Source organism: Pseudoxanthomonas sp. CF385, assembly GCF_900104255.1.
Classification (GTDB): domain Bacteria; phylum Pseudomonadota; class Gammaproteobacteria; order Xanthomonadales; family Xanthomonadaceae; genus Pseudoxanthomonas_A.
Genome location: NZ_FNKZ01000001.1, coordinates 1037494 through 1062003 on the forward strand (window position 1 = coordinate 1037494; position 24510 = coordinate 1062003).

The 24510-nt window shown below is 68.0% G+C and carries 20 protein-coding genes, 1 tRNA gene and 1 riboswitch; of the genes, 10 read left to right on the top strand and 11 right to left on the bottom strand.

The window, feature by feature from the left end; translation table 11 throughout:
* Positions 1 to 2 precede the first annotated feature (2 nt).
* Genes gspD through BLT45_RS04575 form a run of 3 tightly spaced genes read left to right on the top strand, consistent with a single transcriptional unit; the run spans position 3 to position 3893 of the window.
* Positions 3 to 2207, top strand: coding sequence for a type II secretion system secretin GspD (gene gspD / locus BLT45_RS04565; RefSeq protein ID WP_093295716.1), 2205 nt, complete (start codon positions 3 to 5; stop codon positions 2205 to 2207).
* A complete protein-coding gene (locus BLT45_RS04570) occupies positions 2204 to 3052 on the top strand; it encodes a glycosyltransferase family 2 protein (RefSeq protein WP_093298530.1) in 849 nt (282 codons plus the stop codon). Before gspD ends, BLT45_RS04570 begins: the two co-directional genes overlap by 4 nt.
* Positions 3036 to 3893 (top strand): glycosyltransferase family 2 protein, encoded by an 858-nt coding sequence (locus BLT45_RS04575; RefSeq protein ID WP_254771788.1) that lies wholly within the window; start codon positions 3036 to 3038, stop codon positions 3891 to 3893. Before BLT45_RS04570 ends, BLT45_RS04575 begins: the two co-directional genes overlap by 17 nt.
* Before the next feature lie 11 nt (positions 3894 to 3904).
* On the opposite strand, the gene BLT45_RS04580 is transcribed toward BLT45_RS04575, so the two are convergent.
* The 5 genes from BLT45_RS04580 to thiS all read right to left on the bottom strand — a co-directional run bounded on the left by BLT45_RS04580 (position 3905) and on the right by thiS (position 7985).
* Positions 3905 to 4294 carry an ACT domain-containing protein gene (locus BLT45_RS04580; RefSeq protein ID WP_093295719.1) on the bottom strand — a complete coding sequence of 130 codons (390 nt, stop codon included), beginning with the start codon at positions 4292 to 4294 and terminating at the stop codon, positions 3905 to 3907.
* Positions 4291 to 6159, bottom strand: coding sequence for an SLC13 family permease (locus tag BLT45_RS04585; RefSeq protein ID WP_093295722.1), 1869 nt, complete (start codon positions 6157 to 6159; stop codon positions 4291 to 4293). Before BLT45_RS04585 ends, BLT45_RS04580 begins: the two co-directional genes overlap by 4 nt.
* A gap of 33 nt (positions 6160 to 6192) precedes the next feature.
* On the bottom strand, positions 6193 to 6927 hold the full coding sequence (trmB, locus tag BLT45_RS04590; RefSeq protein ID WP_093295724.1) for a tRNA (guanosine(46)-N7)-methyltransferase TrmB: 735 nt from the start codon (positions 6925 to 6927) through the stop codon (positions 6193 to 6195).
* Positions 6927 to 7721, bottom strand: a complete 795-nt coding sequence (locus BLT45_RS04595) for a thiazole synthase (protein WP_093295726.1) — start codon at positions 7719 to 7721, stop codon at positions 6927 to 6929. Before BLT45_RS04595 ends, trmB begins: the two co-directional genes overlap by 1 nt.
* A 63-nt stretch (positions 7722 to 7784) precedes the next feature.
* Positions 7785 to 7985 carry a sulfur carrier protein ThiS gene (gene thiS, locus BLT45_RS04600; protein ID WP_093295729.1) on the bottom strand — a complete coding sequence of 67 codons (201 nt, stop codon included), beginning with the start codon at positions 7983 to 7985 and terminating at the stop codon, positions 7785 to 7787.
* A 174-nt stretch (positions 7986 to 8159) separates the two neighbouring features.
* Between thiS and BLT45_RS04605 the strand changes: the two genes are divergently transcribed.
* From BLT45_RS04605 to BLT45_RS04630, 6 genes are all read left to right on the top strand, one after another.
* The gene (locus BLT45_RS04605; protein WP_175455803.1) at positions 8160 to 9959 is read left to right on the top strand and encodes an autotransporter domain-containing protein; all 1800 of its coding nucleotides are present in this window, start codon (positions 8160 to 8162) and stop codon (positions 9957 to 9959) included.
* Positions 9960 to 10038: 79 nt separating this feature from the next.
* A tRNA-Gly gene (locus tag BLT45_RS04610) sits at positions 10039 to 10112 on the top strand.
* Positions 10113 to 10183: 71 nt separating this feature from the next.
* The gene (gene rimK / locus BLT45_RS04615) at positions 10184 to 11056 is read left to right on the top strand and encodes a 30S ribosomal protein S6--L-glutamate ligase (RefSeq protein WP_093295734.1); all 873 of its coding nucleotides are present in this window, start codon (positions 10184 to 10186) and stop codon (positions 11054 to 11056) included.
* Positions 11057 to 11376: 320 nt separating this feature from the next.
* Entirely contained in the window at positions 11377 to 11853 is a 477-nt protein-coding gene (locus tag BLT45_RS04620; RefSeq protein WP_254771789.1) for a hypothetical protein, read from the top strand.
* 9 nt (positions 11854 to 11862) lie between these two features.
* Entirely contained in the window at positions 11863 to 12546 is a 684-nt protein-coding gene (locus BLT45_RS04625) for a response regulator transcription factor (RefSeq protein WP_093295736.1), read from the top strand.
* A complete protein-coding gene (locus BLT45_RS04630) occupies positions 12533 to 13894 on the top strand; it encodes a sensor histidine kinase (protein WP_093295740.1) in 1362 nt (453 codons plus the stop codon). Before BLT45_RS04625 ends, BLT45_RS04630 begins: the two co-directional genes overlap by 14 nt.
* Before the next feature lie 16 nt (positions 13895 to 13910).
* Here BLT45_RS04630 and BLT45_RS04635 read toward each other — a convergent pair whose 3' ends face one another.
* The 6 genes from BLT45_RS04635 to ahcY all read right to left on the bottom strand — a co-directional run bounded on the left by BLT45_RS04635 (position 13911) and on the right by ahcY (position 21466).
* Positions 13911 to 14504, bottom strand: coding sequence for a hypothetical protein (locus tag BLT45_RS04635; RefSeq protein WP_093295743.1), 594 nt, complete (start codon positions 14502 to 14504; stop codon positions 13911 to 13913).
* Between the two features lie 101 nt (positions 14505 to 14605).
* Positions 14606 to 15439: a methylenetetrahydrofolate reductase [NAD(P)H] gene (gene metF, locus BLT45_RS04640; protein ID WP_093295746.1), complete on the bottom strand. Its 834-nt coding sequence runs from the start codon at positions 15437 to 15439 to the stop codon at positions 14606 to 14608.
* Positions 15440 to 15510: 71 nt separating this feature from the next.
* Complete coding sequence (locus BLT45_RS04645) at positions 15511 to 16023, bottom strand: gluconokinase (RefSeq protein WP_093295749.1); 513 nt, start codon at positions 16021 to 16023, stop codon at positions 15511 to 15513.
* A complete protein-coding gene (locus BLT45_RS04650) occupies positions 16020 to 18392 on the bottom strand; it encodes a GH36-type glycosyl hydrolase domain-containing protein (RefSeq protein WP_093295754.1) in 2373 nt (790 codons plus the stop codon). The genes BLT45_RS04645 and BLT45_RS04650 overlap by 4 nt, the downstream gene beginning before the upstream one ends.
* Positions 18389 to 19759, bottom strand: coding sequence for an MFS transporter (locus BLT45_RS04655; RefSeq protein ID WP_093298536.1), 1371 nt, complete (start codon positions 19757 to 19759; stop codon positions 18389 to 18391). The genes BLT45_RS04650 and BLT45_RS04655 overlap by 4 nt, the downstream gene beginning before the upstream one ends.
* Positions 19760 to 20023: 264 nt before the next feature.
* A complete protein-coding gene (gene ahcY, locus BLT45_RS04660; RefSeq protein WP_093295756.1) occupies positions 20024 to 21466 on the bottom strand; it encodes an adenosylhomocysteinase in 1443 nt (480 codons plus the stop codon).
* A 39-nt stretch (positions 21467 to 21505) separates the two neighbouring features.
* A riboswitch (S-adenosyl-L-homocysteine riboswitch) is annotated at positions 21506 to 21594 on the bottom strand.
* Between the two features lie 147 nt (positions 21595 to 21741).
* Here ahcY and ppc point away from each other — a divergent pair.
* The gene (ppc, locus tag BLT45_RS04665) at positions 21742 to 24465 is read left to right on the top strand and encodes a phosphoenolpyruvate carboxylase (protein WP_093295759.1); all 2724 of its coding nucleotides are present in this window, start codon (positions 21742 to 21744) and stop codon (positions 24463 to 24465) included.
* Positions 24466 to 24510: the final 45 nt, after the last annotated feature.

A 24510-nucleotide genomic window follows, 5' to 3' on the forward strand; every position in this document is an offset into this window, starting at 1 on the left:
GCATGACGTCACGCGTGATCTTGTTTTCCCTCTGCCTGGGCCTGTTGGCCGGCTGCGCCAGCGCGCCCGTGCCGGACGTGCGCCGCACCGCGCCCGCCACGGCAGGCGAGGTCGTTCCCGGCACCGCGCAGACCGCGCCGCTGCAGGAAGCCGAGGCGCCTTCGGCCGGTCCGCAGGCGCAGATCCGCCGCGGCAGCGGGCAGATGATCAATCGCAGCGCGGCCGGCGCGCCGCTGCCGTCGCTGGGCGGGGCCAGCAGCGGGTCGGCCACGTTCAACTTCGAAGGCGAGTCCGTGCACGCGGTGGTGAAGGCCATCCTCGGCGACATGCTGGGACAGAATTACGTGATCGCGCCCGGCGTGCAGGGCACGGTGACGCTGGGCACCCCCAAGCCGGTTTCGCCGGCCGAGGCGCTGAACCTGCTGGAGATGGTGCTGGGCTGGAACAACGCGCGCCTGGTCTACACCGGCGGCCGCTACAACATCATTCCCGCCGACCAGGCGCTGGCCGGCAGCGTGGCCCCGCGTACGGGTCCGGCCGCCAACGCGCGCGGCTACGAGGCGCGCGTGGTGCCGCTGCGCTTCATTTCGGCCAGCGAGATGAAGAAGGTGCTGGAGCCGTACGCGCGCCCCAACGCCATCGTCAACGTCGACAGCACGCGCAACGTCATCACCTTGGCCGGCACGCGCAGCGAACTTGAGAACTACCTGCGCACCGTCGAGATCTTCGACGTTGATTGGCTGTCCGGCATGTCGGTGGGCGTGTTCCCGCTGCAGTCCGGTCGCGCGACGCGCGTGGTCGCCGACCTGGAGAAGGTATTCGGCAACGACAGCAAGACGCCCAGCGCGGGCATGTTCCGCTTCATGCCGCTGGAAGGCGCGAACGCGGTGCTGGTGATCACCCCGCAGCCCGCCTACCTGGACCAGATCCAGCAATGGCTGGAGCGCATCGACGGTGCGGGCGAGGGCAGCCGCCTGTATTCCTACGAGCTGAAGTACATCAAGGCGCGCGAACTCGCGCAGCGCCTGGCCGAAGTCTTCGGCGCTTCCGGCGGCAACGCCTCCAGCGACGGCCGTTCGACCGGCGGCAGCGGCAATGTCTCGCTGATGCCGGGCACCGACCCGGTGCAGATCAACGACAGTGGCATGAACGCCAACACCAGCTCCGTCGACTTCGGCGGCAGCAGCGGAAGCGGTTCCGGTGGCGGCCTCGGTGGCGGCTCGCTGTCGCTCAACCAGCGCGACAACGGCAACGGCGCGGTGACGCTGGAAGTCGATGGCGCGCGCGTGGGCGTGGCCGCTGTCGAGGAGACCAACACCTTGCTCGTGCGTGCGAGCGCCAGCGCGTGGAGCTCGATCCGCGAAGTGGTCGAGAAGCTGGACGTGATGCCGTTGCAGGTCCACATCGAGGCGCAGATCGCCGAAGTGTCGTTGACCGGCGACTTGAGCTACGGCGTGAACTGGTACCTGGAACGCGCGATGACGGACAACGGGCTCGGCCCGTTCGCCGAAGCGGCCGCGGGCGGTCCCAGCCGCTGGAGCACGCTGGCCGGCAGCATCGGCGGCGTGAGCGGCGCCGGTGCGGTCTGGACGCTGGTGAAGAACGACGCCGCCGCCGTGATCAGCGCGCTGGATGAGGTCTCCGACGTGCGCCTGCTGCAGACGCCGTCGATCTTCGTGCGCAACAACGCCGAAGCCACGCTCAACGTGGGCAGCCGCATCCCGATCTCCTCGGTGACGGTCAACCCCGGCCTGGGCACCGACAACACCTACAGCCAGGTGCAGTACCTGGACACCGGCGTGATCCTGAAGGTGCGCCCGCGCGTGACCAAGGACGGCATGGTGTTCCTCGACATCGTGCAGGAAGTGAGCTCGCCGGGCAGCGAGCCTGACGCCAACGGCAACGTGCGCATCAACACGCGCCGCTTCAAGACCGAGGGCGCGGTGCAGGCCGGCAACACGGTGATGCTGGCGGGCCTGATCAGCGACACCGCGACGCAGGGTTCGTCCGGCATCCCGGGCCTGAGCCGCCTGCCGATCATCGGCGGCCTGTTCGGCAAGAAGACCACCGGCACCGAGCGCAGCGAAGTCATCGTGCTGCTGACGCCGACCATCGTCAGCAACCCGCAGGAAGCCAACGACCTGACCGACGAATACGGCAAGCGCTTCCGCGCGCTGGAACCGCTGAACACACCGCGCTCCAAGTGACGTCGTCGGCCGCATCGTCCCTGCCCATCGTCCTGTTGCCCATCGGCACCGATGACGATGCGCTCGATGCGTGCCTGGGAGCATTGGATGCCGGCACCCCGGAAGGCGCGCGCCTCTGGCTCGCGGACGATGCCCAGGCCGGTCCGCGCGGTCTGGCCATCATCGAGCGCTGGCTGACGCGCACGCACCTGCAGGCCGACTACACGCGTCGCCCGCGCATGCTCGGCGAGGTGCCGCACATGGACCAGATGCTCGCGGCCTGCGGCGATGCGGACGTGGTCGTGCTGTCGCCGGATGCGCAGCCCTTGCCCGGCTGGCTGCAACAGCTCGCGGCCTGCCTGGCCCGCGATGCGGCCATCGCCACCGCGACGCCCTGGTGCAATGCCGGCGAAACCACGGCCTGGCCGCGGCTGGGCGAAGTGAGTCCGCCACCGGAAGATGTCGAACGCACCGCGCATGCGTGCGCCGCCATGCCCCCGCTGCATCCCGAACTCCCCGCCGCGGTCGCCCATGCGGTGGCCTTGCGCGGCAGCGCACGCAAGCGCGTCGGCGGACTGGATGCCGCGAGCTACGGCTCGTGGTACGCGGCGCTGGTGGATCTCTCGCTGCGCCTGTCCGGCCTCGGCTGGCGCAACGTGCTGTGCGAAACCGCGTTCGTCGCGCGCGGCGGCGAGGGCGGGCCGTCCGATGGCGACATGGATGCCTTGAATGCGCGCTGGCCCGCCTTCACGCCTCGGCTGGCGACCTTCCTGATGGCCGATCCGCTGCGCGAGCCGCGCGAGCGTCTGGCTGCCCTGTATGCCGATGTCGGATCGCCGGAGCGCCAGCGTGACCTCTTCGGCTGAGCGGGGCGGCATCGCCGTCGTGGTCGTGACCCACGCCAGCGCGAGCACCATCGACGACTGCCTGATGCGCCTGCGCGTGGCGCATGGCGTGGATGAGATCCGCGTGGTGGACAACGCCTCGAGCGATGGCACGATGGAGATCGTGCAGCGGCATGCGCTGCAGGACGCGCGCCTGCGCTTCATCGCCAATCCCGACAATCCCGGCTTCGCCGTGGGCTGCAACCAGGGCGCGCGCGATACGCAGTCGCCGTGGCTCTCCTTCGTGAACCCCGACCTGATGGTGGAGATCGACACGCTGTCGCGCCTGCGCGCGCACGCTGCCGGCGTCGCGGGCGACGCGTTGCTCGGTGCCGACCTGGTCGATGAGGACGGCGTGCGCGATGCGGCGGCGCGCCGGCGCGAACCGGTATTCGCCGCGATGCTGGCGTCGCCCGGCGCGGCCTCCAGGCTCGGCGTGCCGGTCGACGAGACCAGCATCCTGCAGCCCGTGGATATCGTCTCCGGCGCGCTGATGCTGCTGCCGCGCACGCTGTTCGAACGCCTGGGCGGCTTCGACGAGCGCTACCGGTTGCACGCCGAGGACATGGACCTGTGCCGCCGCGCGCGCCAGGCGGGTGCGCTGCTCGCCGTCGCCAACGACATCCGCGTCCTGCACATCCGCGGCGTGTCCAGCCGCTCGCGGCCGGTGTTCGTGGAATGGCACAAGCACCGGGGCCTGTGGCGCTACTTCCGTACGTTCGAGGCGCCGCAGCGCGGCGTCTTCACCCGGCTGGGCGTGTTCGGCGCGATCTGGCTGCATTTCGGCGCGGTGTTCGCGCGCATCCTGCTGCGGCGCGGCTAGCCGGAGACGGGTCAGGCCTCGACGCGATGGCCGGCGCCGCGCAGGGCCGAAAGCGCTTCGTCCAGCTGGTGCGCCTGCACCAGGACGTAGTCGGTGTCGTAGGTCGACAGGGCGAAGATGCCCACGCCGGCGGCGGCCAGCGGATCCAGCACCGCTTTCAGGATGCCGGTCAGTGCGAAATCGAACGGGCCCTGCAGCTTGAACATGCGCCAGCCGCGCTGGCAGCGCACGTCATCGGGAACGTGGCGTTCTTCGCAGACGAGCGACAGTTCGTCATCCGTCCAGCCTGCGTGGCGCATGCCGCTCGCCGGCCACCAGTGGGGCAGCGCGGCACCGGCAGGCAACTGCGCCACGGCATAGTGCGCCGGCAGCAGCGCAAGCGTCAGCGACGGCGCGGTCATCCGGCGCGGCCGTTCCACCAGAACAATGCATTCACCGCGAGCACCACCACGACGGTGTAGATCAGGGACAGCGGTCCGCCCACCCGCCACAACTGGCGTGAGGTGTAGTTGGCTGGTCCGACCACCATCGAGATCACCGGGTTCGAGGCCGTCATCAGGTTGTTGGACGCCGACAGCGCCACGATCAGTGCGAACGCGGTGGGATTGCCGCCCGCGGCCAGCGCCAGGTTGATCGCCATCGGCACCATCACGATGGTGGCGCCCACATGGCTGATGACCAGCGAGAACGCGGTCGTCAGCAGCGCGATGGCGATCTCCAGCACCCAGACCGGGATGCCGTCCGGCAGGCGCTCCACGGTGTGTCCTGCCACCCAGGCGGCCGCGCCGCTGCTGTCCATCGCCCAGCCCAGCGGGATCAGCCCGGCCATCAGGAAGACGGTCTTCCAGTTGATCGCACTGTAGGCCTCGTCCATGCGCAGCACGCCCGTCAGGAGCATGCCGGCGACGCCGGTCATCAGGGTCAGCGCGACCGGCAGCTTGGAGGTCAACGCGATGATGATCGTGATCGCGAAGATGGTCATCGCGATCTTGAACTTGTGCGGGCGTTGTTCGCCCTTGGGGTAGTCGGTGACGACGACGAAGTCGCGGCTCTCGGCCGCCAGGCCCAGGTCCTGCCAGATGCTGTGGAACACCAGCATGTCGCCCGCGCGCAACTTCTCCTCGCGGACGTTCTCGCGGATGACCTTCTTGTCGCGGTTGATGGCCAGCAGGCTGATGCCGTTCTGCTTGCGCAGGCGCAGCTCGCGAGCGGTCTTGCCGATGAAGCGCGACGTCGGCGGCACCACCGCCTCGGAGATGCCGGCGCGGCTCGGGTTGAACAGGTCGCCGAAATGGCGCAGTCGCGAGGACATGCGCAGGAACTGGTTCTGGGCGAAGTCGCTGATCGCCTGTCGCGTCCCCATCACGCCCAGCACGCTGCCGACCCAGATGCGCATGTCGGCCGGCGGCGCCAGCCGCGTGTCGTTGCCGGTCTGCAGCGCCAGCATCAGCGGCGCATCGTGCAACGCTTCGGCCTCGCCCAGCGACATGCCCACCAGCGGGCTTTCCGCACTCACCACCAGTTCGAAGACATCGCCCTCGATGCCGTAGGTGTTGGCGAAGTAGCTTTCGGTGCGCGCCGGCGTCACCGCGCCGTCGCCGCCCTGCGTTTCTTCCTTGAGCTTGCGGTCGCCGAAGTAACGGAAATAGACCAGCGATGCGATCACCAGCGCCAGGCCGATCGGCCATGGCGCGAACATCCGCAGCGGCTCCAGCGTCGCCATGCCGGAGGGCAGGTTGTTGTTCGCCGAGACCAACAGGTCGTTGAGCAGGATCAGCGGCGAGTTGCCGACCATGGTGAAGGCGCCGCCCATGACGATCGCGGCCGCGATCGGAAGCAGCAGCCGCTGCAGCGACAGCCCGGTCCGCGAGGACAGGCGCGAGGCCACCGGCATGAACAGCGCCATGACGGAGGGGTTCTGCATGAAGGACGAATTGAGGCTGGCGATGGCGGTGGTCATCAGCAGCAGACGCTGCTCGATGCCGTGGCCACGCCGCAGCAGCCAGGACGCGAGCCGGTTGAGCGCCCCCGTGCGGTCCAGTCCCGCCCCCAGGATCATCGTGGCGATGATGCTCATCACCGCGTTGCCGGAGAAGCCGCCGAAGATCTCCTCCGGCGCGATCAGGCCGGTGATGCCCAACACCACCAGCACGACCAGGGCGACCAGGTCCGCGCGGATGCGCTCGAACAGGAACATCGCCATCGTGAAGCCGACCAGCCCGAGGACGAGCTTCATGTCGTTGGTCAGCGTCAGCGCGTTTTCCATGTCGCGGTCGGGTTCCGTGGGGCCTGGTGGTGCTTACTCGCGGTCGTACAGAAGATCCCACACCCCGTGGCCGAGCTTCTGGCCGCGGGTCTCGAAATGGGTCTGCGGGCGCCACGCCGGGCGCGGCACGCTGCCGCGCGGGCCGGCACGATTGGTCAGGCCCGGCGTCGCATCCAGCACGTCCCACATGTGTTCGGCATAGGCCTCCCAGTCCGTGGCGCAGTGCAGGCGCCCGCCGGAACGCAGCTTGCGCGCGATGAGCGCGGCGAACTCGGGCTGCACCAGCCGGCGCTTGTTGTGGCGTTTCTTGTGCCACGGGTCGGGGAAGTAGATGCGCACTTCGTCCAGCGAGCCATCCGCCACTTCGTGCTGCAACACTTCCACCGCATCGTGGTGGTAGACGCGCACGTGGTCGCTGCCGTCCTCGGCCAGCGCGTTCAGCAGGCGGCCCACGCCGGGCGCGTGCACTTCCAGGCCGAGGTAGTCGCGGTCCCGGTCGTGGCCGGCGGCGAAGCGCAAGGCCTCGCCATTACCGAAGCCGATCTCCAGCACCCGCGGCGCATGGCGGCCGAACACCGCGTCGAAATCGCGCGGGGCGCCGGTGTAATCCAGCCCGAACCGTGGCCACTGCGTATCGAAGGCGCGCTGCTGGGCGTCGGTGAAGCGGCCCTGGCGCAGCACGAAGCTGCGGACCTCGCGCCGGCCTTCGGTGATGGTGAACGGTTTGGGCGGCGTCTTGGCGCCCGGACTGGAGAACGGATCGGTCATCAGCCGATCAGTCCGTCGATCGGGCTGGAGGCCGAGGCGTTGCGCTTGCGCGGAATGCGTCCGGCCAGGAAGGCTTCGCGGCCGGCTTCCACGGCCTTCTTCATGGCGCTGGCCATCAGCAGCGGGTGTTTGGCGCCGGCGATGGCGGTGTTCATCAGCACGCCGTCGCAGCCCAGTTCCATGGCGATGGCGGCATCGGATGCGGTGCCCACGCCGGCGTCCACCAGTACGGGGACCTTGGCGTTCTCGATGATTTCCAGCAGGTTGTACTTGTTCTGCACGCCCAGGCCCGAGCCGATCGGCGCGGCCAGCGGCATCACCGCCACGCAGCCGATCTCTTCCAGGCGGCGGGCGAGGATGGGGTCGTCGCTGGTGTAGACCATCACCTGGAAGCCGTCGGCGACGAGCTTCTCGGCGGCGGCCAGCGTCTGCACGACGTCGGGGTAGAGGGTCTTCGGGTCGCCGAGCACTTCCAGCTTCACCAGGGTATGGCCGTCGAGCAGCTCGCGGGCCAACCGGCACGTGCGGACGGCATCGTCGGCGGTATAGCAGCCGGCGGTGTTGGGCAGCAGGGTGTAGCGGTCGGGCGGCAGCACGTCGAGCAGGTTGGGCTCGTTCGGCGACTGGCCCAGGTTCGTGCGCCGGATGGCGACGGTGACGATCTCGGCGCCCGCGGCCTCGGTGGCCAGGCGGGTTTCCTCGAAATCCTTGAACTTGCCGGTGCCGGTCAGCAGGCGGGAACGGTAGGACTTGCCCGCGATCACCAGCGGGTCATGGGGGACGGTGTTGGACATCGCCCGATTATCGCCGATGTTGAGGGTGCGGTGGCACCGCGGGGAACGCCACGCGGGCCGGGATCAGCCGCCGCCGAGGGCGTGCACGATCTCGACGCGGTCGCCGGCTTTCAGCTGCGCATGCGCATGCTGGCCCCGCGGGACGATCTCGCCATTGACCTCGACCGCGACGCGGCGCTCGGCGAGGCCCTGCTGTTCGAGCAGCGCGAGGAGGGTGCTGTGCTCGGGCAGTGCGTGCGACTGCCCATTCAACTGGATGTCCATGGCGCATTGTCGCCCATGCCTGGTGTGATTGCCGCATTGCAGCGTGTGCGGTGCGGGGCTTGGTGAAAGGATGCCCGCCATGCGCAGCCGTACGGAAGAGCCGGCGCGTAGTCCAGTCCATCCAATGCCCCGGGAGAGTCCATGAAGCGTTCCAGTTCGCCCGTCCGTTCCCTGCTGGCCGTCGCGCTGGCGATGGCGGCAGTCCCCGCCCTTGCCCAGGACGGTCCCTACACGCAGACCGTGTTCTTCGGCGACAGCCTGACCGACGCCGGTTACTTCCGGCCGCTGCTGCCCGCCAACGTGCGTGCGGTGACCGGCCAGTTCACCACCAATCCCGGCTTCGTCTGGTCGCAGTACCTGGCGGAATACTACGGCACCAGCGCCTACGCGAACGGCAACGGCCAGGTGGGCACCAACTACGCCGCAGGCGGCGCCCGCGTGGGCACCAACACCACGGGTGCGCTGGGACCGATCCCCTCGCTCGCCACCCAGGTCAACACCTACCTGACCTCGACCGGCGGCCGTGCCGATCCGAATGCCCTCTACACCGTGTGGGGCGGCGCGAACGACCTGTTCACCATCACCAGCGGCGGTGCGAACCCGACCACCACGATCGGTGCCGCGGTGACGGCGCAGGTCGGCATCATCGGCACCCTGCAGAACGCGGGTGCGCGCTACATCCTGGTGCCCACCATCCCGGACCTGGGCGTGACACCCGGCTTCCGCGCGCAGGGCACGGCCGCGGCCGCCGCCGGCACGCAGCTCTCCACCACCTACAACACCGCACTGTTCAACGCGATCGATACAGCGGGTTTCCGCGTGATCCCCCTAGACACGTTCACCCTGTTGCAGGAAATCGTGGCCAGCCCGGCCGAGTACGGCTTCGCCAACGTCACGGGTACGGCCTGCCAGCCGCAGATCACGGCCAACTCGCTGACCTGCAACCCGACTTCTTACGTCACGCCCAACGCGCCGGACACGTATGCGTTCGCCGACGGCGTGCATCCGACCTCGCGCGCGCACAGCATCCTGTCGCAGTACGCCGTGTCGATGCTGGAAGGGCCGCGCCAGATCGCGCTGCTGCCGTACACGGCCTCGGTGCACGGGCGCGCACGCGCCGACCGCGTGGCCTCGCACGTGGCCGGCAAGCCGGAAGCCGACGGCATGCGCTGGTGGGGCGACCTGCGCGGGGATTTCCTGCGCTACGGCCACGGCGACCTGTACGACGGCGCGGGCCCGATGGGCACTTTCGGCGTCGATTGGTCGCGCGGTTCGCTGGTCTACGGTGCGTTCGCCGGCTATGGCCGCGCGAAGTACGACTTCGGCCAGCGCGCCGGCAGCTTCGACGAATCGGATGCCACGCTCGGTGGTTTCGCCGGCTGGTACGGCGATCGTCTGTGGGCCAACGCCCAAGTCAGCTACAGCTGGATCTCCTATGACGTGGACCGCGAAGTGCAGCTGGGCGACGTGACCCGCCGTCACAGCGGCTCACCGGACGGCACCAACCTGAGCCTGGGCTTGAGCGCCGGCTACCAGTGGGGCGAGGGCGCGTTCCGTCACGGCCCCGTGCTCAGCGTGGTGTCCCAGACCATCGAGATGGACGGTTACAGCGAGAGCAACCTCAGCTCGAGCGCGCTGGCCTATCCGGACCAGGACTTCGACTCGCTGATCGGCAGCGCGGGTTACGAGCTCAGCTATGCGATCAACGACCATCTGCAGCCGTACGCGCGCCTGACGGTAGACAAGGAGTTCGAGGATCCGGCGGAGGAAGTGTTCGCGCAGGCGCTGTCGCTGCCGGGCACGAGCGCGTATGCCGTGCCCGGTCTGAACACCGACGACGGCTATGGCACGCTGTTGATGGGCGCGCGCACCCAGCTGTTCGGCTTCGATGCCAACCTGGGCGTCACCACGACGGTCAACCAGGGCGGCGGCACTAACACCACGGCGTTCATGACGTTGGGTGGCAACTTCTGATGCACCTGCGCAATGCGGCGCCGGCCTCCGGCGCCGCATTGCCTTGCCGCCCCGAGCGGCATAGACTGCGCCCGTCCGCGCGGGTGTAGTTCAATGGTAGAACTGCAGCTTCCCAAGCTGCTAGCGTGGGTTCGATTCCCATCACCCGCTCCACTCCCTCTTCCCGTCATCGTCCAGCCTTCCGGACGTGCGATGCTGGCTGCGATCCCGGTGATCCCGTGCCCATGAAGCTCGCCATCCTGTCGCGCAACAGCAAGCTGTATTCGACCCGCCGGCTCGTCGAAGCCGCCCGTCAGCGCGGCCATACCGCGCGCGTGCTCGATCCGCTGCGCTGCTACATGCGCATTTCGTCCTCGGGTTTCCAGCTTCATTACAAGGGCAGGTCGCTGGCCGACTACGATGCCGTCATCCCGCGCATCGGCGCGTCCATCACCCGCTACGGGACCGCGGTGTTGCGGCAGTTCGAGCTGATGGGCACGTACAGCCCGAACCCCTCCGATGCCATCCTCCGTGCGCGCGACAAGCTGCGCGCGCACCAGTTGCTGGCGGCGCAGGGCATCGACCTGCCGGTGACGGTGTTCGGCGACAACCCCGACGACACCACCGACCTGCTTTCGATGCTCGGTCCGCCGCCCCACGTGATCAAGTTGAACGAAGGCGCGCAGGGCGCCGGGGTAATGCTCACCGAGAAACCTTCCGCCTCGCGCAGCGTGGTGGAGGCCCTGCGTGGCCTGTACGCGAGCTTCGTGGTCCAGGAGTTCATCGGCGAGGCCGCGGGCGCCGACCTGCGGTGCTTCGTGGTCGGTGACGAGGTGGTCGCGTCCATGCGCCGCCAGGCGCCCGAGGGCGACTTCCGCTCCAACCTGCATCGTGGTGGCACGGCCGAACGCATGGAGGCCACCGACGAGGAGCGTGCGGTCGCCGTCAGGGCGGCCCGGGTGCTCGGCCTGGGCGTGGCGGGGGTGGACCTGATCCGGGCGGCCCGGGGTCCCCTGGTCCTGGAGGTCAATTCGACCCCGGGGCTGGAGGGGATCGAGGCCGTCTGCGGGGTGGACGTGGCCGGGAAGATCGTGGAACACCTGGCCGCCAGGGCCTGAACAGGGGCGCGGCCGGGAAGCCGGTCAAAAATCCTGGATTTCACGCAGATTTAACGCCGTCTTTAACGGGTGTTTAATCGATTTCCGCGTAGCCTTGTCCGGACCGCAGCTCTGCGTTCCTCCCGGTGATACATCTGGAAAGCACAGGATTACGGTAATCGGGGCTTTATTTGGCCCAAGCGGGTGTCCACCCGCTTGGGCCTTTGTTTTTTTGCACGCCTCTGCCGCTGCGTGCTATGACAGAATCCGAATTATCGTGGCGCACCGATCGGTCCCTATCGGTCGGGCATGCCATTCCTTCCTGACGAACGAGGTGTTGAATGTACAAGGTGGTACTCGGCTCCATGCTGGCGCTGGCTGCGGTGACGGCTTCCGCCAAGATCGACAGCGACGGTGCTCCCACGAAGGTCAACCTCAGCGGCTCGTTCGAAGAGCAGCGCGTGGCCATCCTCAAGGATCTCGACGGCGGCAAGGTCTACTCCGAGATCTCGGCGAAGGAGCGCGGCGACGTCAAGGATGCGCTGAACCGCATCTCGGGCGTCCTGCAGGCGCCGAGCGGCGTGCAGGGGCTCAACGAGGAGCAGAAGGCGAAGGTCTTCAACGACCAGGAACTGGTCAACGCCATCCTGACCCGCGCCGGCGAAGACAGCCGCCTGGTCTGCACGCGCGAGAAGGTGGTGGGTTCGCACCGTCCCACGACGCAATGCTTTACCGTCGCAGAGCGCCGCCGTATGCGGGAAAGCGACCAGGACACGCTGCGGCAGAAGAACCGGGTCATTCTCCGCGGCAACAACTAAGGGCTCCTGATGCGCATCCTCGTCATCGAAGACAACAGCGACATCGCCGCCAACCTCGGCGATTACCTGGAGGAGCGTGGCCACACCGTCGACTTCGCGGCCGACGGTGTGACCGGGTTGCACCTCGCGGTGGTGCACGAGTTCGACGCGATCGTGCTCGACCTCAACCTGCCGGGCATGGATGGCCTGGAGGTCTGCCGCAAGCTCCGCAACGAAGCGCGCAAGCAGACGCCGGTGCTGATGCTGACCGCGCGCGATTCGCTGGACAACAAGCTGGCCGGCTTCGATTCCGGCGCGGACGACTACCTGATCAAGCCGTTCGCGCTGCAGGAAGTCGAGGTTCGCCTCAACGCGCTGTCGCGGCGCGGCAAGGGCGTGCAGACGCGCGTGCTGGAAGTGGGCGAGCTCGAGTACAACCTCGACACGCTGGAAGTGCGCCGCCAGGGCAAGCTGCTGCAGCTCAACCCGACCGCCCTGAAGATCCTGCAGGCGCTGATGGAAGCCTCGCCCGCGGTGGTGACGCGCCAGGAACTGGAAACCCGCGTCTGGGGCGAGGAGCTGCCCGATTCGGATTCCCTGCGCGTGCACATCCACGGGCTGCGCGCGGTAGTCGACAAGCCGTTCGACGCGCCCTACATCCAGACCCGCCACGGCATCGGATACCGCATCGCCGCGCCCGATGCCAGCAACTGAGTCGTCGAAACCCCGCCGCCACCGCCGCTTCCGGCGGCGGCTGCGCACCCGCATCATCCTGTCGTTCGTCCTGTTGGGTTTCGGCCTGACCCTGCTATTGGCGTTTTCCGCCAACTGGGTTCGGAACCGGGTCGAAGAGGACATCGTGGTTGATGCGATCAGCCAGAACATCATCGAGTACCAGCATCGTTACGAGGCAAGCGGCGGCCGCGAGCGCGACCTTCGCGTGCAGACAATGCGTGGATACGCGTTTGCGCCCGACAAGTTTGAGCAGCTGAAGCTCGATCAGCCCGAGTGGTACGAACTGCCGAACGGCATTCATACCGTCAGCGGCACGGATGATGACGGGTCGCCCTTCTCCTACTGGCTCGCGGTCCAGAAAACGCCGGAAGCCTGGTTCTTTCTCGCGTACGACAAGACCGAATCGGTCAAGGCCAAGAGCAAGTTCAACAACGCGCTCGTGGGTGTGGTCGTCGTGTTCACGGGCATTTCCTTGCTGATCGGCTGGTGGTCCGCTGCGCGCGTGATGAGTCCGGTCTCCGAACTGGCGGCTCGTCTGCGCGCCTACAGGGGGAGCAGCAATCCGAGGCCCTTGGCGGCGCACTTCCCGCAGGACGAAGTCGGCGAGCTCGCCAAGGCGCTGGACGATTACTCCGAGCGCCTGACCGAAGTCGTCCAGCGCGACCGGGAGTTCAACGCCGACGTCAGCCATGAGCTCCGTACGCCCTTGGCCATCATCCGGGGTTCGGTGGAACTGATGCTGTCGCGGCCGGACATGGACGAGAAGACGCGTACGCGCATCCAGCGCGTGCAGCGCGCAGAGCAGCAATGCACGGACCTGATCAGTGCGCTGCTGCTGTTGTCGCGCAACGAGCGCGGCCACGGCAATACGGATGTCGCGCGCGTGGTCGACCAGTTGCTGGACGCCCACCGGGCCACGCTCGGCGGCAAGCCGCTCACGCTGCGCGTGGAAGGCGAGGAGGGCGCACGGGTGGATTCACCGGAAGCCGCGCTCTCCGTGGCGCTGGGCAACCTGATCGGTAACGCGGTGAAGTACACGAAGGAAGGCGAGGTCGTGGTCCGCCTGCTGCCTGACGCCGTCGAAGTCGTGGACTCCGGACCCGGGCTGAGCAAGGAGGACGCCGCGCGCCTGTTCGAGCGGGGTTATCGTGGTACCCATGCCGGCCATTCGCAGGGCGGCGGCATCGGCCTGTCCATCGTCAGCCGCCTGTGCGCGCTGTACGGCTGGGAGGTGGGTGTGCGACCCGGCGAATCGAAGGGCGTCGTGGCGACGCTGCGGTTCGCGCCTGCGCGGGATGCGTCGGGCGAAGGTCAGGCGCGTCCCTGAGCGCCGCGTCGCCGCGCTACAGGGTGATCCAGAAGCAGTTGTAGGCGCGCCGCAGTCCGAAGGTGGTGTTGGACGGCGTGGCGCTGTTCTTCAGCGTCTGGATCACGCGCAGCCCCACGGGACGCGTGCGCTGCGCGGTGGTGGGGTAGTAGCCATCCTGGTTGGCGTCGACGACGGTGCCTTCGGCATCGAGCACCGGTGCAGGGTCGGGCCTCACGGGCACGATGTCCACGAGCGGCCGCTGGGCCACGGCATCGAGCTGGTTGAGGATGCGCAAGGCCGTGGCATCGGACACGCCGCTCCAGTGGTAGACGCCGGCCAGCCGGTTGACGTCGCCGGCGTTGATCGCCATCGACACCTGCGCCACCAGATCGCTCAAGGTACGGGAACACCCGCCCCGGTAGAGCGCGCCCGTCGCCGATGGTCCGGTGCTGCCGGCGGACGGCAGCCGATCCATCGCGCCGACGTCTTCGCAGTTCTTGTCCGTGTAGACGGTGTCGCCGGACATCGTCGTGCAGCGCTGCACGCCCTGTTGTTGCGCGCGCGCCGCGGGTGCTTCGAACGCGGCCCACAGGCAGAGGCTGGCGAAAGGGATGAGCAGGAAACGCATCCCCGCAGCGTAATCGGGGCACGGCATCCGGTCACGGCACGCATGCGCGGAGTGCGACCGCCGTTCACGTGCGGGTGGGGCGCACGGCGCGCCCCGGGTGTTCAGTCCGCCCAGCCGAGGCGGGCGAGGACCGTCTGGGTCGGCTTGGCGAGGTTCAGCGTGTAGAAGTGCAGCGCCGGCGCGCCGCCGGCGACCAGGCGTTCGCAGAGGCCGGCCACCACGTCGGCGCCGAAGTCGCGGATCGCGTCCGCGTCATCGCCGAGCGCCTGCATGCGCTTGCCGATCCAGCGCGGGATCTCGGCGCCGCAGGCTTCGGAGAAACGACGCAGCTGCGCGAAATTGGAGATCGGCATGATGCCCGGGATGATCGGGATCTCCACGCCGAGCTTGCGCGACGCATCGACGAAGTGGAAATACGCGTCCGGGTTGTAGAAATACTGGGTGATCGCGCCGTCGGCGCCGGCATCGACCTTGGCCTTGAAGTGGCGCAGGTCCGTCATCGCGTCCTCGGCCTGGGGGTGCGTTTCGGGGTAGGCGCCGACTTCGATGTGGAACGTGTCGCCGTGTTCGGCGCGGATGAACTCGATCAGTTCGGAGGCATAGCGCAGGTCGCCCGGATGGCCCATGCCCGAGGGCAGGTCGCCGCGCAGGGCGACGATGCGCTTGCAGCCGAGCGCGCGATACAGGCGCAGCAGTTCGCGGATCTCCTCGCGGCTGCCACCGACGCACGACAGGTGCGGCGCGGCGTCGAAGCCGTGGTGCTGGTTGAGATGGCGGACCGTTTCGGAGGTGTAGCTCAGGGTGGAGCCGCCGGCGCCGAACGTGCAGGACACGTAATCGGGCGCATGCGCCTTCAGTTTGTCCGCGGTGCGGTCGAGCTGGGCGCGCTGCTCGTCGGTCTTGGGCGGGTAGAACTCGAAACTGATGGCGGGCATGGCGGCGTCCTGTCGTGGCCCGGGATTATATCTCTTCATCCGGATGCGTGTGAATACTTGTCGGCGATCTGTCAGGCCGGAAACGTCCCGATCTGCGCCAGTGCCTGGCTCAGCTGGACGGCAGGAACGTCTTCCATCCGGATCGGGAAGATATCGGCTTCATCGCGGGGTTCTTCCAGTGCGGCGAACTGGCTGTCGACCAGCGCCACCGGCATGTAGTGGTCACGGCGTGCGAGGACGCGAGCGGCCACCAATGCCTTGTCGCCCTGCAGGAACAGGAAGCGCAGCGGCACGCCGCTGGCGCGCAGCCGGTCGCGATGGCGACGGCGCAGCCCGGAGAAGGCCAGCACCACACGTTCCCCGGCGGCCACGCGACGCTGCAGATCCAGCGCGATGCGGCGCACCCAGGGTGCCCGCATGCGGTCCGTGAGCGGGTAGCTCCCGGCCATGCGCGCTTTCGCCGCCGGACTGTGGAAATCATCGGCGTCCAGGAAGGTCGCCGGCCAGGCCTCGGCCAGTGCCTGCGCCAGGGTGGTCTTGCCACTCCCCGCCACGCCCATCACCACGACGACGCGGCCGCTCATGCCGGTATGTCCACCTGTACCTCGTACGTGCGCCCGGCCTGGAAGCCGCGAATGAGGAGCGCCTCCTGCCACAGGCCGTCCACGGCGACGCGCGGCTGCGAAAGACCCTCGACGCGTTCGATGCGCACGTCGAAGCGGGCGCCACGGAAGCGCCGCAGGGCGCGTGCCGATGGCCAGTGCGAGGGCAGTCGCGGTTCGACCCGCAAGGCATCGCCTTCGCCGCGCAGGCCGAAGAGTTCCTCCACCAGGCAACGGTACAGCCACGCCGCCGTGCCGGTGTTGAACAGCTGGCTGGAACGGCCTGCCGTGCGCGGGTGCAGGCGCCACGCGCCCCGGTAGTAGTTCGGTACGAACACCGGCAGCTGGCCGCGCTGGAGGCAGTCGGTGGGCGCCTCCGTCGGCAACATCGCGCGCAACACGCGCCAGGCACGGTCCCCATCCCGGACCTGGTACAGGCTGTACAGGTAGAACGCCGCGGCGTGGTTGTAGACCGCGCCGTTCTCCGCCGTGCCCGGAAACTTCTGCGTGACCCGTCCGATGTCTTCGCGCATGCGGGTGTAGGGCGGGTCGTACATCGCCACGCCGTAGGGCGAGACCAGATGCGTATCGATCGCCGCGAGCATGCGCGCCTGCCGCTCCGCATCCGCCGCGCCACTGAGCAGCGCCCAGCTCTGCGGGTTCAGGAAGATGCGGCCTTCGGTATCCGAGCCGACGCCGAAGGCGACGCCGTCATCGGTGATGCCACGGCCGTACCAGTCGCCATCCCACAAGTGCGTGTCCATGGCGGCATTGCAGGCGGCGGCGCCGTCGCGGAATTCGTCGGCGAGTCCGCTGTCGCCGCGTCGCTCGCACAGTCCCGCCCATTGCTTCAGCGCGTACGCGCTTGCCAGCGTCAGCCAGCCGGACACGCCACGGCCGCGCCAGCCCACCATGTTCATCGGATCGCACCAGTCGCCCTGTGCGATGTAACTCAGACCGCGCGCGTCCCGTGCCTGCAGCAACCAGCGCATGGCACGCGTGACGCGCTCGGCGACCGGCGCAGCGTGGCCTTCCCGGTCGACCACCACGGCGTCGAGGATCGCGTCATCGCCCGTCTCGTCCAGATAGGCGCGCAGGCACAGGGGCAGCCACACGCAGTGGTCGGTATGGGGGATCTGGTTGATGTACTTCAGCTCGGCGCCCTCCACCAGCAGGATGCCATCCGGCATCGCCCCGGACGATTCCTGCTGCGACAGCGCGTGCAGGAACGCCGCCCGGGCGACCTCGGGCTTGAGGAAGGCCATTCCCATGTGATCCTGCAGATAGTTGCGCGTCTGGGGATCGGTGGTCAGCCGGTTGACGTCGCCTTGATAGAACACCTGGCGCGGCAACCAGTGATTGGCGAACGCATCCAGCCAAGGATCCGGCGTTTCGATGCGAAGGCAACCCGCACCGTCGTCGATGTGCGCCGCATGTTCGTCGCGCGCGGCAGTGAAGCCTGCGTGCGACAGGTGGCGTGCACGCAGTCGCCGGACCTCGTCGTCGTCGCGCGCCGGCGCGAAAACGAAGCGATACTCCTGGACTTCGTCGTCTTCCAGCGCCACGGAGTACTGCAACACCGTGGTGGGCATTTCGTACGCAGCGTCGCCGCCGCCCAGGCGTGCCTGCGCGACGATCCCATGCGGCGCCTGCAGCCCGCCTTCGCCTTCGAACTGCGCCTGGTTGGCTTCCCATGCGTCCGGGACGCGCTCGTACAGCAGTACGGTACGGTCCTTGAAGTCGCGCTGGCGGAAGTAATCCTCGACCTTCTGGTACGGCGTGACGCTGTCGCAGACGATGCCGTTCAGATCGGGCCGGTGCCGGCCGGACTGGTGCATCCACGACATGTATCCGACCGGGAAGTACGGATAAAGGCTCAGGCGCCGGTGCCGACCCGAGCGGTTGCGCACGCGCAGCGTCCACAGTTCGGCCACGTCGTCGGCCGGCAACGTCACGCTCATGTCGACTTCGATGCCCGCGCAGCGCACGCGCCAGGCGACGTCGCTCAGGCCTACGGAGAACGAGAACGCTTCCGGCGCTCGGCGCACGGGTTCGTGCGGCACGGAAAACAGGCCGCCGTCCTCCTCGTCCTTGACGTAGCAGAACCGGCCCGGATGGTGGGCATAGTACGGCTGCTCCGGCTGCATGAACGTCCTGGCTTCCAGCGCAGGCGCGTGCGCGTACTTGGCCGGCTCCGGTTGCATGAATTGCGCGGTGGCGAAGCCGCGGCAGTTCAGTTGCAGCAGCATGCGCCGGTTCCACAGGAAGGTCGACGCCGCGGGCATCGCCGTGGCGCTGGTGAGGACGAAGCGGCGTCCGTCTTCCTCGAAGCCGTATGGACCCTCGGTCATGCCGTCGCCTCCCGACGCGAACGCAGGTCCGCCTGGACGTGCGACAGGGTGGTCGCATCCAGCGGATAGAACCGCATCACCCACGCCGCCAGCAGGGCGATGCCCCCCGGGATGACCGTCAACAACAGCGCGATGCCCAGGCGCGAGCCGTCCGATTGCGTCGCGTTGGCCACGTATCCCATGCCGGCGAGGATCCACGCGATCGTGGCGGATGCCAATGCGCCCCCGAGCTTCTGCGAGAACGCCGCGGCGGCGAACGTCATCGCGGTGGCGCGGCGACCGGTCTTCCATTCGGTGTAGTCGGCGCAGTCCGCGTACATCGAGAACGCGAGCGGCGATTTGGGCCCGAGCATCAGTCCGACCAGAAGATTGAGCGCCAGCATCAGCCAGACCGATTCTGGCGGGACGAGGAACATCGTGCAGCTCACCACGCCGACGCCCGCCATCAGCCATGCCATCAGCCGCCGCTTGTCCACGTAGCGCGTCATCAACGGGGTGAGGCCCGCACCCACCGCGAGGGCGAGGGCATAAGTGCCCAGGAAAAGACCGGTCAGGTCGGGGCGTCCGATGTGGTACTTGAGGTAGTACGCCAGCGATCCGCTTCGCATCACGATGGTGACCATGATGATCAGCGCGAGTGCGAACAGCACCATCCATGGCCGGTTGTGCAGCAGGTCCATCACGTCCTGGCGGACGGCGCTGCGTTGCTCGGGCGGCGGTGCGACACGCTCGCGCGTCGTCAGGAACGCCGTGACGAAGGCCGCGGTGGCAATCACCCCGTACAGCGACAGCGTCAGCTGCCAGCCGAGCGCGTCATCGCCGCGGCCGAGCCATCGGACCAGGTCGAGCGTGAGCCAGTTCACCGCCATCGTGCCGGCGAACGCAGCGATGAAGCGGAAGCTGATGAGCTGCGTGCGCTGCTGGCTGTCGGCGGTGATCACGCCGGACAGCGCCGAGTACGGAATATTCAGCACCGTATAGGTGAGCATCATCAGGGTGAAGGTCGCATAGGCCCATACCAGCCGTGCACCTTCGCCCACGTCGGGGACGGTCCAGGTCAGCACGCCCGTGAGGGCCATCGGGATCGCCGCATAGAGCAGGTACGGCCTGAACCGGCCGAACCGGCTGCGCGTGCGATCGGCCAGCGCGCCCATCAGCGGATCGGTGATGGCGTCCACGATCTTGGTGATGAGCATCATGGTGCCGACGGCGGCGGCGGCCAGGCCCATCACGTCGGTGTAGAAGATGAGCAGGAAAGCGGAGATGTTGGCCCAGTAGAGATTGAAGCCGAAGTCGCCGATGCCGTAGCCCACTTTTTCGCCCAGGCGAGGTCCCGTGTCGGGTGCCGTCGGGCGGGCGGGCTGCATGGCGTCGCCGCCTCCCTGATCGCGTCGCATGTCCACTCCGGGTGTTGGGTCGTTGCGCCGCAAGCGAAATGCCGGGCCAGGGCGACGGTACGGCGACCTCGCCATGACCGCAACAGGGAGGCAAGCGACCGGCTCCCAAGGATCGAACCAGGCGATCGCGCGCTTCGTCGCCGTACGTCATCGTACGTATGCCACGCACGTTCAAACGCAGAACGGGCGCCCTGAGGCGCCCGTTCCTTGCTTACAACGGCATGGCCGCAGCCATCAGTAGCGGTAGTGCTCCGGCTTGTACGGGCCTTCGACCGCCACGCCCAGGTAGTCGGCCTGGTCCTTGGTGAGCGTGGTCAGCTTCACGCCGATCTTCTCCAGGTGCAGGCGCGCCACTTCCTCGTCCAGCTGCTTCGGCAGGATGTAAACCTTGGCTTCGTACGTGTCCTTGTTCGCCCACAGGTCGATCTGCGCCAGCGTCTGGTTGGAGAAGCTGTTGCTCATCACGAAGCTGGGGTGGCCGGTGGCGCAGCCCAGGTTCACCAGGCGGCCTTCGGCCAGCAGGAAGATCGCGTTGCCGTTGCCGAAGGTGAACTTGTCGACCTGCGGCTTGATGTTGGTCTTCACCGCGCCGCTGGCGTACAGCGCATCGACCTGGATCTCGTTGTCGAAGTGGCCGATGTTGCAGACGATCGCCTGGTCCTTCATCGCCTGCATGTGGGCGAGGGTGATGATGTCCTTGTTGCCGGTGGTGGTGACGTAGATGTCGGCGCGACCGAGGGTATCCTCGAGCGTGGTCACTTCGTAGCCTTCCATCGCCGCCTGCAGCGCGCAGATCGGATCGATCTCGGTGACGATCACGCGGGCGCCATAGGCGCGCAGCGACGCCGCCGAACCCTTGCCCACGTCGCCGTAACCGCAGACGACCGCGACCTTGCCGGCCAGCATCACGTCGAGCGCGCGCTTCAGGCCATCGGCCAGCGATTCGCGGCAGCCGTACAGATTGTCGAACTTCGACTTGGTGACCGAGTCGTTGACGTTGATGGCCGGGACCAGCAGCTTGCCCTGCTCGGCGATCTGGTACAGGCGGTGCACGCCGGTGGTGGTCTCTTCGGAGACGCCCTTCCAGTCCTTGACCACGCGGGTCCAGAAACCGGGGCGCTCGCCGGCCACGCGCTTGAGCAGGTTCTTGATGATCTGCTCTTCATGGCTGCCGGAGGCGCCGTTGACCCAGCTGTCGTCGCCCTGTTCCAGCTCGTAACCCTTGTGGATCAGCAGGGTGACGTCGCCGCCGTCGTCCACCACCAGCTCCGGACCCGTCTGGGTACCGTCGGCCAGGGTGAAGGTCAGCGCGTCCAGCGTGCAGTCCCAGTACTCTTCCAGCGTCTCGCCCTTCCAGGCGAACACCGGCGTGCCGGTGGCGGCGATCGCGGCGGCGGCGTGGTCCTGCGTCGAGAAGATGTTGCACGAAGCCCAGCGCACGTCGGCGCCGATGTCCTTCAACGTCTCGATCAGCACCGCGGTCTGGATCGTCATGTGCAGCGAGCCGGTCACGCGCACGCCCTTCAGCGGCTTCGTGGCGGCGTGCTTGCGGCGGATGGACATCAGGCCGGGCATCTCGTGCTCGGCGATGTCGAGTTCCTTGCGGCCCCAATCGGCCAAGGAAATGTCGGCGACCTTGTAGTCGCCCTCGGTGGAAAACTTGCGTACGGCGTTCATGGTGTTGGCTCCGGGAAAGGTGGCGAGCGAGGCTCGCAGCTTGACCGGGCGCCGTTGCAAAAATCCTGCCGAGCCTGGCCGTGCTTGCCTGTTGAACAGACATCACGGTCGCAGCGCCCCTCGGCGGCCAGCATTATATCGCTTGTTCCGGATGAAACGATGAGGCACGCCCGGGCATGATCGGGTAGGCTTCGATGCTGCCCTGCAGCAGACCAATTGTCCGCAAGGACAATACCAATCCAGGCCAAACGATCGACGGGAACCACGCCGCACGCATGAACAGCCCCCGCAGCCTCGAGTTCGCCCCCCCCGATGTCCCGCTCCGTGAAGACGTCCGGCGCCTGGGTGCGCTGGTCGGGGAGATGCTGGCTGAACAGGTTTCCCCGGCGTTCCTGGCCGATGTGGAGCGCGTACGCACCACCGCCATTGCCCGGCGCCAGGCAGGCGAGCCGCCGCAGTCGCTGGCGGGCCTGCTCGATGGCCAGTCGCCGGCGCAGGCGGAATCGCTGATCCGCGCGTTCAGCACCTATTTCCAGGTGGTGAACATCGCCGAGCGCGTGCACCGCATCCGCCGCCGCCGCGACTACCAGCGGACCGGCAGCGAACGGCCGCAGCCCGATGGCCTGCACGATGCCCTGGTCCGCCTGAAGGCGCAGGGCGTCACCCTCGATGAACTCGCCGACTGGCTGCCGCGCATCGACGTGGAGCCGGTGTTCACCGCGCATCCGACCGAAGCGGTGCGTCGCGCGCTGCTGGAGAAGGAGCAGTTGATGGTGGCCAGCCTGATCAACGGGCTGGACGGCACGCGCACGCCGGGCGAACTGGCGACGGACACGGCGCGCTTCCGCATGGCGTTGACGTCCGCCTGGCAGACGTCCGATTCCTCGCCGGTGCGTCCGGGCGTGGAAGACGAGCGCGAGCATGTCGGCTTCTACCTGATCGAAGTGCTGTACCGGGTGATCCCCGTGCTCTACGAAACGCTCGAAAGCGCGATCACCGACGTCTACGGCGCCGCGCCCGAGGTCACCGCGCGGCTCCCGCGCGTGCTGCGCTTCGGCACCTGGGTCGGTGGCGACATGGACGGCAATCCCAACGTGGATGCGCGCACCGTGACCGCCACGCTAGACGCGCAGCGGCGCGCCATCCTCACGCGTTATCTGAAGGAACTGCGCCAGCTGACCACGCTGCTCAGCCAGTCGACGTCCGTCGTCGGGGTGTCGGACGAAGTGGTCGCACAGGTCGAACGTTATCGCGCCCTGATGCCGGATGCCGCGAAGAAGTCGCGCCCCCGGCACGGCGACATGCCGTACCGCCTGCTCAACGACCTGATGCGCGCGCGCCTGCAGGCCACGCTCGAGGATCGCCCCGAACGCTACGCGGCGCCGGAGGAGCTCGCGCAGGATGTCGAACTCATCCTGCGCAGCCTCGAGGCCAACCGGGGCATCCATGCCGGCTGGTTCGCGGTGCGTCGTCTGGCGTGGCGCGTGCGCACGTTCGGCTTCCACCTCGCGCGGCTGGACGTGCGGCAGGAGTCCAGCGTGCACGCGCGTGCGGTGGCCGCTGCGCTGGGCGATGAAGGTTGGGAACAGCGCGATGCCGTCGAGCGCGCCGCGCTGCTGGGACCGCATGCGAGCGGCGACAGCGTGCTGCCGGCGTCGGACCAGGAAGGCAACGAGCGGCTGGATGCGGTATTCAAGGCCCTGGCCGATGCGCGCGTGCGCCATGGCACCGATGCTCTGGGGACCTACATCATCAGCATGGCGCACAGCCGTGCCGACGTGCTGACCGTACTGGCGCTGGCGCGCCGGGGCGGCCTGGTCGACGACGCCGGGCAGGTGCCGCTCGACATCGCGCCGCTGTTCGAAACCATCGACGACCTCGGCCACGGCACGGAGGTGCTGCGCGACCTGCTGGCCGATCCGGTCTATCGCGCCCACCTCGCGGCGCGCGGCAACGTGCAGATGGTGATGCTGGGCTACTCGGACAGCGGCAAGGACGGCGGCATCGCCGCGTCGCGCTGGGGACTGCAGCGGGCGCAGGTCGAGCTGGTGGACGCCGCGCAGGAACTGGGCATCAGGCTGACGTTCTTCCACGGTCGCGGCGGTTCGATCATCCGCGGCGGGGGCAAGACCACGCGGGCGCTGGAAGCCGCGCCGCGCGGCAGCGTCGACGGGCGCCTGCGCGTGACCGAACAAGGCGAGGTGATCCATCGCAAGTACGGCATTCGTGCGTTGGCGCTGCGCTCGCTGGAACAGTCGGTCGGCGCCGTGCTGCTGTCGAGCCTGCGGCCGCGTCCGCCGGAGCCGCGGGAAGCGCGCTGGCGCGAGATCATGGCGTTGGTGGCGGGCGAGAGCACGCAGGCCTATCGCACCTTCGTGCAATCGCCGCGCTTCATGGATTACTTCCGCAGCGCCACCCCGATCGACGTGATCGAGCGGATGACGCTGGGCTCGCGTCCGTCGCGCCGCCTGGGCCAGGACGCCGCACTGGGCAACCTGCGCGCGATTCCCTGGGTGTTCGCGTGGAGCCAGGCGCGCGCCGTGATCCCGGGCTGGTATGGCGTGGGCACGGGCCTGCAGGCCGCGGTGGACGCTTACGGCGAAGACGCGCTGCGCGAGATGGCGCGCGACTGGCCGTTCTTCAAGACCTTCCTCGACGATGTCTCCATGGTGCTCGCCAAGGGCGACCTCAGCATCGCCGAGATGTACTCGAAGATGGCCGGCGACCTGCATGGGGAATTCTTCCCGAAGGTGCAGCATGAACATGCCGCCGCGGTGCGCTGGGTGCTGGCGCTCAACGGCAACGAATGGCTGCTGCAGCACGACCAGCGATTGGCGCTGTCGATCCGGCTGCGCAATCCCTACATCGACCCGATCAGCGTGATGCAGGCCGACCTGCTGAAGCGCTGGCGCGCCAGCGACCGCGAGGACGACGCGCTCCTGCATGCGCTGGTCGCCAGCATCAATGGCGTGTCGCAGGGTGTGCAGAACACTGGCTGAGCGCGAGATCTGTGGTGTAGGAGCGACGTAAGTCGCGATGAGGCG